General features: G+C 65.7%; 17 protein-coding genes and 1 pseudogene. 9 read left to right on the top strand and 9 right to left on the bottom strand.

What is annotated here, in order from left to right; genetic code table 11:
- Positions 1-76 precede the first annotated feature (76 nt).
- The 3 genes from hrcA (at position 77) to CSC94_RS01690 (ending at position 2,647) form a co-directional block, all read left to right on the top strand.
- Complete coding sequence (gene hrcA / locus CSC94_RS01700) at positions 77-1,147, top strand: heat-inducible transcriptional repressor HrcA (RefSeq protein ID WP_099303094.1); 1,071 nt, start codon at positions 77-79, stop codon at positions 1,145-1,147.
- A 99-nt stretch (positions 1,148-1,246) separates the two neighbouring features.
- Positions 1,247-1,885 carry a nucleotide exchange factor GrpE gene (gene grpE / locus CSC94_RS01695; protein WP_099303092.1) on the top strand — a complete coding sequence of 213 codons (639 nt, stop codon included), beginning with the start codon at positions 1,247-1,249 and terminating at the stop codon, positions 1,883-1,885.
- Positions 1,886-1,972: 87 nt separating this feature from the next.
- Positions 1,973-2,647 carry a trimeric intracellular cation channel family protein gene (locus CSC94_RS01690; RefSeq protein ID WP_099303090.1) on the top strand — a complete coding sequence of 225 codons (675 nt, stop codon included), beginning with the start codon at positions 1,973-1,975 and terminating at the stop codon, positions 2,645-2,647.
- A 6-nt stretch (positions 2,648-2,653) separates the two neighbouring features.
- Here the strand turns inward: CSC94_RS01690 and CSC94_RS01685 are convergent, their stop codons facing one another.
- A complete protein-coding gene (locus CSC94_RS01685) occupies positions 2,654-3,646 on the bottom strand; it encodes an adenosine kinase (protein ID WP_099303088.1) in 993 nt (330 codons plus the stop codon).
- A gap of 244 nt (positions 3,647-3,890) precedes the next feature.
- Between CSC94_RS01685 and CSC94_RS01680 the strand changes: the two genes are divergently transcribed.
- A complete protein-coding gene (locus CSC94_RS01680) occupies positions 3,891-4,625 on the top strand; it encodes a sulfate transporter family protein (RefSeq protein WP_099303086.1) in 735 nt (244 codons plus the stop codon).
- Positions 4,626-4,628: 3 nt separating this feature from the next.
- Here CSC94_RS01680 and nth read toward each other — a convergent pair whose 3' ends face one another.
- Complete coding sequence (nth, locus tag CSC94_RS01675; RefSeq protein ID WP_099303084.1) at positions 4,629-5,384, bottom strand: endonuclease III; 756 nt, start codon at positions 5,382-5,384, stop codon at positions 4,629-4,631.
- 22 nt (positions 5,385-5,406) lie between these two features.
- On the opposite strand from nth, the gene CSC94_RS01670 reads away from it, so the two are divergent.
- The 3 genes from CSC94_RS01670 (at position 5,407) to CSC94_RS01660 (ending at position 7,845) form a co-directional block, all read left to right on the top strand.
- Positions 5,407-5,898: a DUF2244 domain-containing protein gene (locus CSC94_RS01670; RefSeq protein ID WP_099303082.1), complete on the top strand. Its 492-nt coding sequence runs from the start codon at positions 5,407-5,409 to the stop codon at positions 5,896-5,898.
- An 84-nt stretch (positions 5,899-5,982) separates the two neighbouring features.
- On the top strand, positions 5,983-6,855 hold the full coding sequence (locus CSC94_RS01665) for a methylated-DNA--[protein]-cysteine S-methyltransferase (protein ID WP_099303080.1): 873 nt from the start codon (positions 5,983-5,985) through the stop codon (positions 6,853-6,855).
- A gap of 84 nt (positions 6,856-6,939) precedes the next feature.
- On the top strand, positions 6,940-7,845 hold the full coding sequence (locus tag CSC94_RS01660; protein WP_099303078.1) for a ribokinase: 906 nt from the start codon (positions 6,940-6,942) through the stop codon (positions 7,843-7,845).
- On the opposite strand, the gene CSC94_RS01655 is transcribed toward CSC94_RS01660, so the two are convergent.
- Positions 7,840-8,781: a nucleoside hydrolase gene (locus tag CSC94_RS01655; RefSeq protein ID WP_099303076.1), complete on the bottom strand. Its 942-nt coding sequence runs from the start codon at positions 8,779-8,781 to the stop codon at positions 7,840-7,842. The genes CSC94_RS01660 and CSC94_RS01655 overlap by 6 nt on opposite strands.
- A gap of 108 nt (positions 8,782-8,889) precedes the next feature.
- Here CSC94_RS01655 and CSC94_RS01650 point away from each other — a divergent pair, with 108 nt between their 5' ends.
- Both CSC94_RS01650 and CSC94_RS01645 read left to right on the top strand, forming a co-directional pair.
- On the top strand, positions 8,890-9,315 hold the full coding sequence (locus CSC94_RS01650; protein WP_099303074.1) for an Hsp20 family protein: 426 nt from the start codon (positions 8,890-8,892) through the stop codon (positions 9,313-9,315).
- 99 nt (positions 9,316-9,414) lie between these two features.
- Positions 9,415-9,672, top strand: coding sequence for a BQ00720 family protein (locus CSC94_RS01645; protein ID WP_099303943.1), 258 nt, complete (start codon positions 9,415-9,417; stop codon positions 9,670-9,672).
- A gap of 107 nt (positions 9,673-9,779) precedes the next feature.
- On the opposite strand, the gene ptsN is transcribed toward CSC94_RS01645, so the two are convergent.
- From ptsN to lptC, 6 genes and pseudogenes are all read right to left on the bottom strand, one after another.
- The gene (gene ptsN, locus CSC94_RS01640) at positions 9,780-10,244 is read right to left on the bottom strand and encodes a PTS IIA-like nitrogen regulatory protein PtsN (protein ID WP_099303072.1); all 465 of its coding nucleotides are present in this window, start codon (positions 10,242-10,244) and stop codon (positions 9,780-9,782) included.
- A gap of 68 nt (positions 10,245-10,312) precedes the next feature.
- Complete coding sequence (gene hpf / locus CSC94_RS01635; protein ID WP_099303070.1) at positions 10,313-10,891, bottom strand: ribosome hibernation-promoting factor, HPF/YfiA family; 579 nt, start codon at positions 10,889-10,891, stop codon at positions 10,313-10,315.
- A 243-nt stretch (positions 10,892-11,134) separates the two neighbouring features.
- Complete coding sequence (gene rpoN / locus CSC94_RS01630) at positions 11,135-12,643, bottom strand: RNA polymerase factor sigma-54 (RefSeq protein WP_099303068.1); 1,509 nt, start codon at positions 12,641-12,643, stop codon at positions 11,135-11,137.
- Positions 12,644-12,806: 163 nt separating this feature from the next.
- Positions 12,807-13,535: pseudogene (gene lptB, locus CSC94_RS01625) on the bottom strand (LPS export ABC transporter ATP-binding protein); the annotation flags it as partial.
- Positions 13,536-13,657: 122 nt separating this feature from the next.
- The gene (locus CSC94_RS01620) at positions 13,658-14,203 is read right to left on the bottom strand and encodes an LptA/OstA family protein (RefSeq protein WP_099303066.1); all 546 of its coding nucleotides are present in this window, start codon (positions 14,201-14,203) and stop codon (positions 13,658-13,660) included.
- A 4-nt stretch (positions 14,204-14,207) separates the two neighbouring features.
- A complete protein-coding gene (lptC, locus tag CSC94_RS01615) occupies positions 14,208-14,756 on the bottom strand; it encodes an LPS export ABC transporter periplasmic protein LptC (protein WP_099303064.1) in 549 nt (182 codons plus the stop codon).
- Positions 14,757-15,027: the final 271 nt, after the last annotated feature.

Genomic DNA, 15,027 nt, shown 5'->3' with positions numbered 1-15,027 from the left:
CCGCCGATCCGCTGGCAAACATTGAGTTCGCCGCGCGGCCGATTATATATTGGAAGTCCATGCACTAGGTTGACCCATGACCCAGCACGTGACTGAATCGACGCTGCCATTGCTCGACACGAGAGCACGCGACATTTTCCGGGTGATCGTCGACAGCTACCTGAAGGACGGCGAGCCGCTCGGGTCGCGCAACCTATCGCGCCTGCTGCCGCAATCGCTTTCTCCGGCCACCATCCGCAACGTGATGTCGGACCTGGAGCATCTCGGCCTGATCTATTCTCCGCATGTCTCCGCCGGCCGGCTTCCGACACAGGCAGGGCTGCGCTTCTTCGTCGATGCGTTCATGGAAGTCGGCGCGCTGTCGGAAGACGAGCGCAACATGATCGATTCGCAGGTCGCGGCCTCGGGCGCAGGCCATAACCTGGAATACATGCTGACCGAGGCCAGCCAGATGCTCTCGGGCCTTACCCGCGGGGCCGGCATGGTGCTGGCCGCCAAGAGCGAAGCACCGCTCAAGCATATCGAGTTCATCCAGCTGGAACCCGGCAAGGCCCTGGCGGTGCTGGTATCGCAGTCGGGCGACGTGGAAAACCGCATCATCGAGGTTCCCGCCGGAGTGACGCAGAGCCAGCTCGTCGAGGCTTCCAACTTCCTCAACGCCAATATCCGCGGACGGACGCTGGCGGAGGCGCGCACCGAGATCGCCCGCGTGATGGAGCAAACCCGGCAGGCACTGGATTCGCTTTCGGCAGACCTCGTTCGAAAGGGCATCGCGGTGTGGTCCGGCGACGGCGCGTCGCTGCCGGCACGGCTGATCGTGCGCGGCCGCGCCAACCTGCTGGAGAATGTCACCGCCCAGGCGGAGCTGGACCTTCTGCGCCACCTGTTCGACGACCTGGAGACCAAGGAAGGCCTGGTCCAGCTGCTCGACATGGCCGAGGAAGGCTCAGGCGTTCGAATCTTCATCGGCTCGGAGAACAAGCTGTTCTCGCTGTCGGGCTCGTCTTTGGTGGTGGCCCCTTACCGCGATGCGGAATCGCGCGTGGTCGGGGCCCTCGGCGTGATCGGGCCGACCCGGCTGAACTATGCCCGGATCGTGCCCGTGGTCGACTACACGGCCCAGGTGATCAGCCGGATGATCCGCTGACCGCAACCGCGAGCCTTGATTTTTCCGGCCTGAAGTTCGATATGCGGCGCAACCCCAGACAAGGGCCAAGAGCCCTGCAAACGACACAGGACGAGCGACATGACCGAAGGCTCCAAGGAGACCCGCATGGCCAACGAGGCGGCCATGACCGAGGAAAATCCGGAAATGGAAACCCAGGCAAACGCCGCGGACGCCGGCCGGGACGATCCGGCTGCGGCACTGGAAGCGGAGAATGCCGATCTGAAAGACCGGCTGCTGCGTGCCGCCGCCGAGATGGAGAACCTGCGCAAGCGCACGCAGCGCGAGGTGGGTGATGCCCGCTCCTATGCCATCGCCAATTTCGCGCGCGACATGCTGGCCGTGGCCGACAACCTGTCACGCGCCATCGAGGCGTTGCCGGAACATGCGCGGCGCTCGGAAGAGGCCGGTTTCATCGCGCTGATCGAGGGCGTGGAAATGACCGCGCGGGACATGGCGGGCGCCCTCGAGCGCCATGGGGTAAGGAAAATCAACCCCGAGGGTGAGCGTTTCGACCCGAACTATCACCAGGCGATGTTCGAAGTGCCGAACCCCGAGGTTCCAAGCCAGACCGTGGTCCAGGTGGTGCAGACCGGCTACGTGATCGGCGACCGGGTGCTGCGCCCTGCCATGGTCGGCGTGGCGAGCGGCGGTCCGAAGGCCGCGCCCAAGGCGCCGGAACCCGGCCCGGTGAACCCGCAGGCCGAAGGCGACGCCTGAGCGTCCTGCCTGGAGTTCCCGAAGGCGGCCTCACCGGGCCGCCTTTTTCGTTGAGCGGGGGCGGCATGCGTGGCATGGCTTGTTGCCATGAACGTTCTGACGCTCCTCGACCTTGCCGGTGTCGCGGTCTTCGCCGCGACGGGGGCGCTTGCAGCCTCGCGCCGGCAGCTCGACATCATCGGCTTCCTGTTCTTCGCCGTCATCACGGGGATCGGCGGCGGCACGCTGCGTGACCTCATTCTCGGACAGGCGCCTGTGTTCTGGGTCCGCGATCCCTCCTACATCCTCACCTGCGCGGCCATCGCGGTGATCGTCTTCTTCACCGCCCACCTGGTGGAGAGCCGGTACCGCTGGCTGGTCTGGCTGGACGCGATCGGGCTCGCCGCCTATGGCGTGATGGGCGCGGCAAAGGGACTGGCGGCCACCGGATCGGCCACCATCGCCATCGTGACCGGCATGCTGACCGCGACCTTCGGCGGCGTTGCCCGCGATACACTGGCCGGCGAACCGTCCGTGCTGATGCGGCCGGAAATCTACGTCACCGCGGCCATGGTGGGCGCCGCGGTTTTCACGCTGGCCACCTTTGGCGGCGCGCCTGTCTGGCTTGCGGCGCCTGCGGGATTCGCGGCCGCCCTGGTGGTGCGCGGCGGGGCGCTGGCGTTTGGCTGGCGGATACCCGGTTACCGTCCGCGGCCCGGCCGCTCCGAGGCGGAACTGAAGCGCGAGGGCGTGCTTCGCAGCGATGACGGCGACAAGCGGTGAAGCCGGTCAGACCAGGCCGTGTTGCGCGGCCTTGTTGCGCAGGTTGACCTGCGGCCGGGGGCCGATCTGCTGGATGACGATGCCGGCGGCCAGCGATCCAAGCTCGCCGCAGGTCGCCAGCGGCAGGCCCGCCGTGTAACCGTAGAGAAAGCCGGCGGCATAGAGGTCGCCGGCACCGGTGGTGTCCACGATCTCGTCGACGGCGATGGCTTCCACGATCACCGTTTCCGTGCCCTTGAGAATGACCGATCCCTTTTCGGAGCGGGTCACGGCAATCAGCTTGCAATCCTCGCGGGCCGCGGCCAGGGCGGTGTCGAAATCCGCTGTCTGGTAGAGCGACTTCAGCTCGTGCTCGTTGGCGAAGACGATGTCGACCGTGCCGGAACGCATCAGGTCGAGGAATTCCTCGCGGTAGCGGTCGACGCAGAACGGGTCGGAGAGGGTCATGGACACTTCCCGGCCAGCGGCGTGGGCCAGGGCCGCGGTCTGGCGGATAGCTTCCTTGGCACGCGGCGGATCCCAGAGGTAACCCTCGAAATAGGTGACCTTCGCTGCCTTCGCCTTGTCTTCCTCGACGTCTTCCGGACCCAGCTCGACGCAGGCGCCGAGATAGGTGTTCATTGACCGTTCGCCGTCCGGCGTCACGAAGATCATCGAGCGGGCGGTGGGCGGGTTTCCGGTGAGCGGTCGGGTGTCGAAGGCGACGCCCTGGGCGCGGATGTCGTGGGAGAAGATGCGGCCGAGACTGTCATTGCTGACCTTGCCGAAATAGGCCGCCCTGCCGCCGAGCGAGGCGATACCGGCTGCCGTGTTGCCGGCGCTGCCACCCGACATCTCGACCGCCGGTCCCATGGCAGCATAGAGCGTCTCGGCCCGTTCGGCGTCGATCAGGTTCATGGCCCCCTTGTGAATGGCATTGGCGACGAGGAAATCATCCTCGCAGCGGGCAATGATGTCGACAATGGCATTGCCGATGCACAAGACGTCGTACTGGCTCATGGCTCTGGTCCCCTTGCCGCCTTGAACGGCGCAGCCTGCAATGCCTCCCTCTGTAGCGCAACAATGCTGCATTGCAAGAAAAACCGGGCTTGCAGGGAGCGGCTGCAATGCCCATGTGACATTCTGCCCGACCGGGGCGCCCGGCCATTGGCCGGACCGCACCGGTGCACTGCCGCCCTGCCTCTTGCGAAACAGGACGCGAAGCCGGTTCCCACGTTCGCCGGAATTGCTCCAGGAGTTGCCGATGATCCTCGATGCCGCCCGTCTTGCCGCCAGCCGCCTCTTCACGCCGCCGTTCCGGTCGGTGCTGTTCAAGTCGCTCGGCCTGACACTCCTGCTGCTGATCGTCGCCTGGTTCGGGCTGAAAGACGTCTTCGAATGGCTTGCCCTGCCCTGGCTCGACACGCTCGTGCCGGGCATGCCCTCCTGGCTTGGATGGCTCGGGTTCGTCGCGGCGATCTTCGCAGGGCTTGGCCTGGCGCTGGGCCTGGCACTGCTGATCGCCCCGGTGACCGCCGTCGTGGCAGGCGTTTTCCTCGACGACATCGCCGAGGTGGTGGAACACGAGGACTACCCGGGCGACCGGCCCGGCGAAGCGGTGCCGGTCATGCGCGGCCTCGTGCTGTCGCTGAAATTTCTCGGCGTCGTGGCGGCCGGGAACATCGTGGCACTGTTCCTGCTGCTCGTTCCGGGCGTCAACGTGATCGCCTTCTTCCTCGTCAACGGCTACCTGCTGGGACGGGAATTCTTCGAGTTCGCCGCCATGCGGTTCCGGCCCGAAGCCGAGGCCAGGATGTTCCGGCGCAAGCATTCGACGACCGTCTTCCTGGCCGGCCTGGTGATCGCCGGCTTCCTGGCCGTTCCGCTTCTCAACCTGATGACGCCGCTGTTTGCCGCGGCGATGATGGTCCACCTGCACAAGATGCTGTCGGCATCCGACCCGCAATTCGCCTCGCGCGAAGCGATGCGCGCGGCCTGATCCTCAGCCGATGACCTGGGGCGGCAGTTCCACCAGCGCGGCGGGAATGTCGCAGGTCTTCTCCGGCGACTTGCAGATGTCGGCGATGACGCAGCGCTCGCACTCCGGCTTGCGGGCCTTGCAACAGTAACGGCCGTGCAGGATCAGCCAGTGGTGGGCGTGGAAGAGATAGTCTTCCGGGATCACCCGCATGAGCCGGGCCTCGACCTCGTCGGGGGTCTTGCCCGGTGCCAGGCCGAGCCGGTTGGCAATGCGGAAGATATGGGTGTCGACGGCGATCGTCGGAATGCAGAAGGCCATGGACATGACCACGTTGGCGGTCTTGCGGCCGACGCCCGGCAGGGTGACGAGTTCCTCGCGCGTACGCGGGACCTCGCCGCCGAAATCGTCCACCAGCTTGCGCGACAGGGCAATGACGTTCCTGGCCTTGTTGCGCCAAAGGCCGATGGTGCGGATGTATTCCCCGACCCTGTCCTCGCCCAGCGCCAGCATTTTCTCCGGCGTGTCGGCGACCCTGAACAGTTCCTTCGTCGCCTTGTTGACCCCGGCATCGGTCGCCTGGGCCGACAGGGCGACCGCGACGACCAGCGTGAACGGGTTCACGTGCGCCAGTTCGCCCTTCGGCTCGGGGCGCTGGACGGAGAAGCGTCGGAAGATCTCGCGCACCTCTTCCTTCGTGTAACGCGAGCGCTTCGCGGCCGGCTTTCTTTTCCTTGCCGGCGAATTCGACGCGGTTTTTTTGACGTTTGGTTTTTCCATCTTTCCCCTATAATCATTCCCCATGAGCCAAGCTACCGCCGTTGACAGCGAAGAGCCGGTTTTCGATGCCCTCCTGACGCCCCATCGCTCGATGGGACGGACGGGATTCTACGTCGTCATGGGCATCTGCGCCTTCGTCTGGCTGGCGTCGGGACTGCTGTTCCTGATGAAGGGCGCCTGGCCGGTGTTCGGCTTCTTCGGCCTCGACGTCATCGCGCTCTACATCGCGTTCCGGATGAACTATCGCGCCGCACGTGCCCGCGAGGAGGTGCGGATCTGGCGGCACCACATGCTGATCCGCAAGATCGCGCCATCCGGCAAGGTGGCCGACCACCATTTCAACCCGTTCTGGGCGAAGTTCCAGGTGACCCGGCACGAGGAAATCGGCGTCACGGGCATGGCCGTGACCCAGCGCGGGCTGTCGGTTCCGGTCGGCTCGTTCCTCAATCCCGACGACCGCGAGACCTTCTCGCAGGCCTTCGGAGGCGCGCTGGCGCGGGTGAAGCGGGGCTGACCGGCAAACAACCCGAACAAGTGCAAGAATCGGGTGGCAAAGCCCCCGGCGCTGCTCCATTCTCAGGCCATGGAGACAGCAACCATGACCCAGCAGACTGCCATCCTGACCGAGGACATCACGCCGGAAGGCACGGACTACGAGACCGTGCGCCGGGTGATCGAGATCCTTTCACTCGACTATCGCGAACAGCCCTCGCTGGAAGTTCTCGCAGCGGAAGTGGGCGAAACGCCGACCGGCCTGCAGAAGCTGTTCACCCGCTGGGCGGGCCTGTCGCCGAAGGCGTTCCTGCAGGCGGTGACGCTCGACCATGCGCGGCGGCTGCTGGACGCCGGCGCGCCCATTCTCGACGCCTCGCTCGATCTCGGCCTGTCCGGTCCGGGCCGGTTGCACGATCTCTTCGTGACGCACGAGGCCATCACGCCCGGCGATTACAAGGCGCGGGGCGCGGGCCTGACCATCCGGTACGGGTTTCACCTTTCGCCCTTCGGCCGGGCGCTCGTGATGGTGACCGACCGCGGCCTTTGCGGGCTGGCCTTTGCCGACCCGGGCAGCGACGCGGAAACCTTCGCGGACATGGCACGGCGCTGGCCGAACGCCCGCTTCGTGGACGACCTTGCCGCGACCGCGCCCTACGCCGCACGGATCTTCGACCCGGCGCGGTGGCGGGCGGACCAGCCGCTGCGCGTCGTCATGATCGGGACCGATTTCCAGGTGCGTGTCTGGGAAGCGCTGATGCGCATTCCGATGAAGCGGGCGGTGACCTATTCCGACATCGCCTCGGCGATCGGCAAGCCGAAGGCCAGCCGCGCGGTGGGCGCGGCCGTGGGTGCCAACCCGGTCTCCTTCGTCATCCCCTGCCACCGGGCGCTGGGCAAATCCGGTGCGCTGACCGGCTATCACTGGGGGCTGACACGCAAGCGCGCCATGCTGGGCTGGGAGGCAGGCCACGGCTGACGCGATGGCGCACCGGACCCGCCTTGTGCATTGAGATCGCGCGGGCGGCAGGATAGCTTCGCCGGAGCAAACGCGAGGCCCGCCATGATCACCGTCATCGGTTCCATCAATCTCGACCTGATTGCCACTGTCGCACGCCTTCCCGGCCGCGGCGAAACCGTTCCGGGCAACGGGTTTTCCAGCGCGCCGGGCGGCAAGGGCGCAAACCAGGCGCTCGCGGCAGCGCGGGCCGGCGCTGCCACGCGCATGGTCGGGGCGGTGGGAACGGACGCCTTCGCGGACGAGGCGCTGGCCCTGCTCGCTGCCGGCGGCGTGAGCCTTTCCGGCCTGGCCCGTGCCGACGGCCCGACAGGCACGGCGCTGATCCTCGTCGGCGGCGACGGCGAGAACATGATCGCCGTGGTGCCAGGAGCCAACGACCTGGTGACGGAAGCCATGGCGCGGCAGGCCGCCTCGGCCGGCGGCCACGTGCTGCTGCAGCACGAGATCCCGCTCGGTACCGTGGCCACGGCGCTGGAAGCGGTGCGGGCAGCGGGCGGTACCAGCCTGCTCAACACGGCGCCCTATCGCGAGGAGGCTGCCGGTCTTCTCGGACAGGCCGACTACGTGATCGCCAACGAAACCGAGTTCGATCTCTACGCCGAAGCCCTCGGCCTGCTCGGCCAGACCCGCGAGGCACGGATGGCCAATTTCGTTCATTCGACCGGTCGCACGATCATCGTCACGCTGGGTGGCGAGGGCGCGGTGGCCATGACGCCGGAGGGCAGCATCGCCGTGCCGTCACTCACCATCACGCCGGTCGACACGGTGGGCGCCGGCGACACATTCTGCGGCTATCTCGCCGCCGGGCTGGACCGCGGCCTGGCGCTGGAAGACGCCTTGCGGCTGGCGTCGGCGGCCGGGGCTCTGGCCTGCCTCAGGCCCGGCGCGCAACCGGCCATCCCGCTGCGTGGCGATGTCGAGGCCGCGCTCGAAAAACAGGCTTCATAGGCGGGCGAGGCGCTCCGTCAACAGGGCAAAGAAACCGTCGGCATCGATATCGCGCATCACATGGGCGTTTTTCGGCCGGTCCGTGACGCCCCACCAGTCCACGACCGTGGAGCCCATCGTCAGCTCGGACATGGTTTCCACCGTGACATTGCAGTGGCGGCCGGAAAACAGTTCCGGCTGAAGCAGCCAGGCGATGACACAGGGGTCATGCAGTGGTCCGCCGTCCGTGCCGTATTTCGATTCATCGTAGCGTTCGAAGAAATCGAGCAGTTCCGCCGTCGCCTTTCCGACCGGCGTGGCGATGGCCCGGATCGCATCGACACGGGCGCGCGTGGTCAGCGCCTTGTGGGTCACATCGAGCGGCATCATGACGATGTCGATACCGGAGCGGAACACCACGTCGGCGGCATGGGGATCGACATAGATGTTGAACTCGGCCGACGGCGTGACATTGCCCTGTTCGAAATAGCCGCCGCCCATCATCACGATGCGCCGGATGCGCGGCGCGATGCGGGGTTCGCGGTTCAGCGCCAGGGCGACGTTGGTCAGCGGCCCCAGCGTGCAGAGCGTCACCGTGTCCGGTTCCTCGTGCATCAGCGTGTCGATGATGAAATCGACCGCGTGACCGGGCTGCAGGGCCATCGCCGGTTCCGGCAGTTCGGGGCCGTCGAGGCCGGTCTTGCCATGTACCTCCTCTGCCGTGACGAGCGTGCGCAACAGCGGGCGGACCGCGCCGCGATAGACCCTCGCTTCCGGCTTTCCCGCCAATTCGCAGATCTTGCGGGCATTCTTTTCCGTCAGATGCAGCGGCACGTTGCCGGCGACGGCGCATATGCCCAGCACGTCCAGTTCCGGACTGGCCAGCGCCAGCAGGATGGCAACGGCGTCGTCCTGACCGGGATCGGTGTCGATAATGATCTTTTGCGGCGCAGCCACGATGTATCCCTCTCTTGAATCATCTCGTTGGCCCGACCATATCAGTGACATGCGTTCGGGCGCCAGACGGGCCGGGACGCCTTGGGTCGCTCTCGGAGGACTTGGACCATGACGCGCATGACGCCCTTTTCGAGCCCGCTTCTGCTGGGGTTCGACGCGATGGAAAAGACCATCGAACGCATCGCCAAGAGCGGTGACGGCTATCCGCCCTACAACATCGAGCGGCTCCACGGTGCGGAGATCTCGAATGTCCGGCTACGGATCACGCTGGCGGTGGCCGGGTTCAGCGAGAGCGAACTCGACGTGTCCACCGAGGAAAACCAGCTCATCATCCGCGGCCGCCAGCAGGACGACGAGAACCGCGACTTCCTGCATCGCGGCATTGCCGCGCGGCAGTTCCAGAGGGCCTTCATGCTCGCCGATGGCATGAAAGTGCTCAGCGCCGAGCTCAAGAACGGCCTTCTCGCCATTGACCTGGAGCGCCCGGAACCGGAGCGGCTGGTCCGGAAAATCGATATCGCGGTCCGCGATTGACGGCAGGCAGCGGAACCGCTGCCTTCACGACTTGTTAACAGCTCTATGAGGGGATTGTCCCGTGGAGGAGATCCCTTCCTCATGAAGGAGGCTGATCCCATGACCGAAGATCGCACGACTTCGATCCTGTCCAACAGCGAACTGGCCCACCTGGGCGAGGGCCAGGTGGCCTATGTCCGCAAGATGAAAAGCGACGAGTTGCTGGCTGCCTACCCGGGCATCGCCGACATTGCGCCCGGGCTGGATATCTGGACGCTGTTCGCGGCGAACGGAAACCCGATCCTGCTGGCCAATGCGCGTGATGTCGCGGTTGCCGGTGCCTGGGAAAACGACCTGCAGGCCGTCAGCCTGCATTGACGATTGCCGGGCGGCGATACCACCGTCCGCGCCCATCCGCGCCGCGCCAGGCGATGACGCCTGACGGTGACAGGCTTCTTGCTGCCGCCCGGACGGGCCTTGCAGCCTCAGGCGGCGTTCGAAGCCGCCTCGCCGGCCAGAAGCGCATGGATGGCTTCCACGTTTCCAGCACCACGGATCTTGGCCACGGTCTCGGGATCGCGCATGACGCGCGCAATCCGCGACAGGGCCTTGAGGTGATCCGCGCCGGCTCCTTCCGGCGCCAGCAGGAGGAAGACGAGATCCACCGGCTGATCGTCGATCGCCTCGAAGTCGACGGGCGTTTCCAGACGCGCGAAGAGCCCGGTGATCTTGCCGATCGAGCGCAGCTTGCCATGCGGAATGGCCAGCCCGTTGCCCGCACCGGTGGACCCGAGACGCTCGCGCTGGAGAATCGTGTCAAAGATCTCCCGCTCGGGCAGCCCCGTCAGCGCCGCGGCCTTCTCGGCCAGGAGTTGCAGGAGCTGCTTCTTGGAATTGGCTTTCACCGCCGGGAATATGGCGTTGATGCTCACCAGATCGCCGAGAGCCATGATCAGCCTTTCTACCGGTTGCTCGTGCCGATGGGGATCGGCGGTGGCCCCGGAAGGGTGTTGGGTTTCTACTCAGCCGCCATCGACCCGGAGGAAGGGTCGATCCAGCCGATATTGCCATCAGCGCGACGGTAGACGATGTTCACCTGATCATTGGCGGAGTTGCGGAACACGAAGACGGGGCTGTCCTTCATGTCGAGCTCGATAACGGCGGACGCAACGCTCATCTGGCGAAGCGAAAGCGTCGATTCGGCGACAACGGTCGGCGCGAAATCCTCCGGCACCTCCTCGTCCTCGTCCGCCACCGGCGCCATCACGCGATAGGCGATGTCGAGCCCGGTATCGCTGTCACGGTGATGCGACTTCAGCCGGCGCTTGTAGCGGCGAAGGCGCTTCTCCAGCTTCTCGGCCGCTTCGTCAAACGCGGCCTGCGGGTCCATGGCACGTCCGGCCGACTGAAGCACGACCCCCGTGTCGATGTGGAGCGTGCAATCGGCGTCAAAACGGGAGGCGTTCTTTTCGACCGTCACCTTGCCGGAGAAACCTCCGTCGAAATACTTGTCGACAGCCTCGTTGATGCGATCCTCGATCCGCGTCCTGAACGCGTCGCCGATCTCCATCTGCTTTCCCGAAATGCGCAAACTCATATGGAAAGTCCTCTCTTCCAAATCAGAGGCTGATTCTACACCGGTGACAACGCCAGACAAGGGAAAGTGACCACGCGTCCCGGCCGGATTTTCCGCTTTCGATCATCCTGCGAAACCGCCCCCGTGGCGGGCGGATCCAAATCCGTCGATGGGGCGCGCTCTTAGTCCTGCCGCGACGGCTTGTCAATGAAGCAGGACCAAATCCGGGGACGGACGGACGTCCAAGGCACGAAACCCGCCCGCTCAGGCTCCGGCCTTCTCGATGGCGCGCTTCTCGCGGCGGCGCTGAACGGAGGAGGGAATGTTCATCCCCTCGCGATACTTGGCGACAGTGCGCCGCGCAACGTCGATGCCTGCCGCGTGCAGCTTGTCCACGATGGCATCGTCGGACAGCACGGAGGCGGCGGTTTCCTTGTCGATGAGCTGGCGGATGCGATGGCGCACCGATTCGGCGGAGTGAGCGTCGCCGCCTTCCGCCGAGGCAATGGCCGCCGTGAAGAAATAGCGCATCTCGATGACCCCGCGCGGCGTCATCATGTACTTGTTGGCGGTGACGCGGCTGACCGTCGATTCGTGCATGGCAATGGCGTCGGCAATGGTGCGCAGGTTGAGCGGCCGCAGGTGCGAGACGCCGTGAACGAGGAACCCGTCCTGCTGGCGGACGATCTCGGAGGCGACCTTCAGAATGGTGCGCGCCCGCTGGTCGAGGCTGCGCGTCAGCCAGCTGGCGTTCTGGAGGCAATCGGCCAGGAACTCCCGTTCCTCCCGGGTCCGGGCGCCGGCCTGGACCTTGTTGGCATAGGCCTGGTTCATCAGGACACGCGGCAGCGCATCCGGGTTGAGCTCGACCGCCCAGGACCCGTCGGCCGCCCGGGTGACGAAGACATCCGGGATGATGGGGTCGGCGACAGCGCTTTCAAAGGCGGTGCCGGGGCGCGGGTCGAGACTGCGGATTTCCGCCATCATGTCGACGAGATCCTCCTCGTCGACGCCGCAGATCCGCTTCAGCGACTGGAAATCGCGCCGGGCAAGCAGTTCCAGGTTGGCGACCATGGCCTCCATGGCCGGATCGAAGCGATCCCTGACCTTCAATTGCAGGGCGAGGCACTCGGCGAGGGAGCGGGCAAAAAGGCCGGGCGGATCGAAGCGCTGGCAGGTCTCAAGCACGGCTTCGACCCGGTCCAGTCCGACGCCGAGCCGCCCGGCGACTTCCGCCAGGTCGCCTCCATACCATCCACCGGGATCGAGTCCGTCGGCCAGTTCGGCCGCGATCAACCGTTCGCCGGGATCGCGGATGGTCAGGGCGATCTGCTCGCGCACGTGATCGGACAGGGTCACCGGAGCCGCGGTCACCTGGTCGAGGTCGAAGGCCTCGCCCGAACTACCGGACGACGGCGCCGATTTCCAGCTCGATTCCAGTTGCAGCGGCACCGCCTCGCGGGTTCCCGGATCATCCGGGAAGACATTCTCGAGCGACGTGTCCAGCTTGTCGGAAATGGCCGACGTGTCCCACTCCAGGTCCTTCTTCAGCCAGGAGTCATCGCCGGTCTCGGCCGGCGCGGCTTCCCGTTCCGGTTCCGGATCATCTGCGCGCTCATCGCGCTCGATGAGCGGATTGCGCTCGATTTCCTGCTCGACGAAGCGATCGAGTTCAATGGCCGTGAACTGCAGCAGCCGGATGGACTGCATCAGTTGCGGCGTCATGATCAGCGATTGTGTCTGCTTGACCTGCAGCTTGGCAGAAAGCGCCATTCCAGTCCCTTGCCCCGACCGACGTTCCGGTGTTGCGCCGCTGGATGCGGTGCACAAACTCGTTCATAGAACTTGGCCTGAACCTTGCTTGTCAAGCACTACTAAAAGGTATCCGGGACAAATTAATCCGCCTGGACACCCGAATCCGGTCGGGCGATGGTTATCAGAGGGTAAAGCTTTCGCCGAGATAAAGCCTGCGCACATCGGGGTTGGCGACGATATCGGCAGGCCGGCCATGGGTCAGCACGGCGCCGGCATGGATGATGTAGGCGCGGTCGATCAGGCCGAGGGTCTCGCGGACATTGTGATCGGTGATGAGGACGCCGATGCCGCGGGCCGTCAGGTGTCGAACGAGTTGCTGGATATCGGCGACGGCGATAGGATCGACCCCGGCGAAAGGCTCGTCCAGCAGCATGAAATTCGGCCGGCTGGCCAGGGCGCGAGCGATTTCCAGGCGCCTGCGCTCGCCGCCCGACAGGGCGATGGAGGGGGCCTTGCGCAGGTGCGCGATGTGGAATTCGTCGAGGAGCTGGTCGAGTTGCGCCTTGCGTTCCTTGCGGTCGCGTTCGACGACCTCGAGCACGGCCATGATGTTGTCTTCGACCGAAAGCCCGCGGAAGATCGAGGCTTCCTGCGGCAGGTAGCCGATTCCGAGCCTGGAACGGCGGTACATCGGCAGGTGGGTGACGTCGTGCCCGTCGATCTCGATGGAGCCGTTGTCGGCGGCGACGAGCCCGGTGACCATGTAGAAACAGGTGGTCTTGCCGGCGCCGTTCGGACCGAGCAGGCCGACCGCCTCGCCCGAGCGAACGCCCATGGACACGCCGGCCACCACCTGGCGGCCCTTGTAGCTCTTGGTCAGGCCACGGGCGATCAGCGTGCCCTTGTAGCGGTCATCCGGCGTCGCGGCCTGCACCGCACCGTCGGGTACCCCGGCGCCTTCCGGCTTGCGTCGTTGAAAAAAACCCACGCGTCCAATCCGTCTGTCAGTCCGGGCGGAAGCCCGGAGGGCGCTCAGTTTCCGGTCTTCTTGCGGGCTTCGCCCGGCGTCAGCAGCATCTTCACGCGCCCGCCGGTGCTTTTGCAAGGCTCAAGCTGGGCCAGCCCGGTGTCGGTCTTCACGGTCAGCCGGCAGCCGACGATGATGTTGGATCCCTCGGTCAGCACCACCTTGTCGCCCGACAGGACCAGCAACTGGCTCGTCATGTCATAGGTGCCCTTGTCGGCGGTGGCCTCCTGCTCCTCGGAGCGGACGTAGACCTTGCCGTCGACCTCGAGCCGGTCGATGTCGGCGGAGCCGGTCGTCGCCGAACCGCTGTCCTTCTTGTAGTAGACCTTCATCCGCCCGGCCTTGAGGACCGTCTTGTCCTGCTGCACGGCGACGTTGCCGGTGAAGATGGCGACGTTTTCCGCCTCGCGCACCTCCAGGTTGTTGCTCTCGATCTGGATCGGCTTGTTGGAATCGAGCTTGAGGCCCGTCGCCCGGTCCTGCGCCATGGCCGGCGACGCCAGCAGGGCGAATGTCAGCGCGGCCAAAGCGGGGCCAGCCAGGAATTTCATGCGATCAATCCTTTTTCGCGGTCTCTGCCTTGCGGCGCTCGCGCGCCTGCTGCGGCTCCAGCGTCAGCTTGACGTTCCGGTCGAAGACCAGAACCTTGCCATTGTCCTTCACCTGCATGGAATCGGCGGTAATGACCGATCCGTCAAGCCGGATGTCCACCGGCTTCTCGGTTTCGAGCGTGCCGGACCCGACGTCGATGCGGGCATCCTTGAGCTTCGCCTTCAGCCCGTCGCTGGTGGCGATGGAGATGGGGCTGTCGACGATCAGCTTCTGCGACTTGTTGTCATAGGAGCCGGTGGCGGCGGTCACGTCGGCGATCTGCTGGTCGGTCAGGGGCAGGCGCGCGACGATATCCTCCAGGTCGAACTGGTCCATGTTGCCCGGCTGCTGGATGGCGCGGCTGGCCGTCATGGAATAGGCGCGGTTTTCCTTCGTGTAGCCGTCCAGCTTGGGCGAGGCCATGATCAGCTTTCCATCGACGAAACCGCTGGAGGCGACGTCGATGGAGACCTTGCCGGGGGTCACGATCCAGGAATAGGCGCCGAAGACCACGGCAATGGCGCCGGCCAGGAAGGGCAGCAGCCGCTTGAGAAAACGGACGCGCCGGGTGTGGCGTCGCGCCTCGGCGAACGCGGATTCGGGCGTGAAGTCGCGGCGCGGCGCGGCGCCGGCCGACGTCGCCCCGAACCTGGCGGTGGCGGTCGTTGCTGTGACAGCGGCCGTCTGCAGCGGATTTCTCCTTCACGTCGTACCAATGGCGGGCATGGAGCGGCGATTGCATCCACCGATTGACCCAAGGGCGGCCTTATTGCAAGTCATTGTG

The organism is Zhengella mangrovi (assembly GCF_002727065.1).
Classification (GTDB): domain Bacteria; phylum Pseudomonadota; class Alphaproteobacteria; order Rhizobiales; family Rhizobiaceae; genus Zhengella; species Zhengella mangrovi.
Note: the sequence above shows the minus strand (reverse complement) of the source record. Positions and strands in the feature narration are given on the sequence as shown.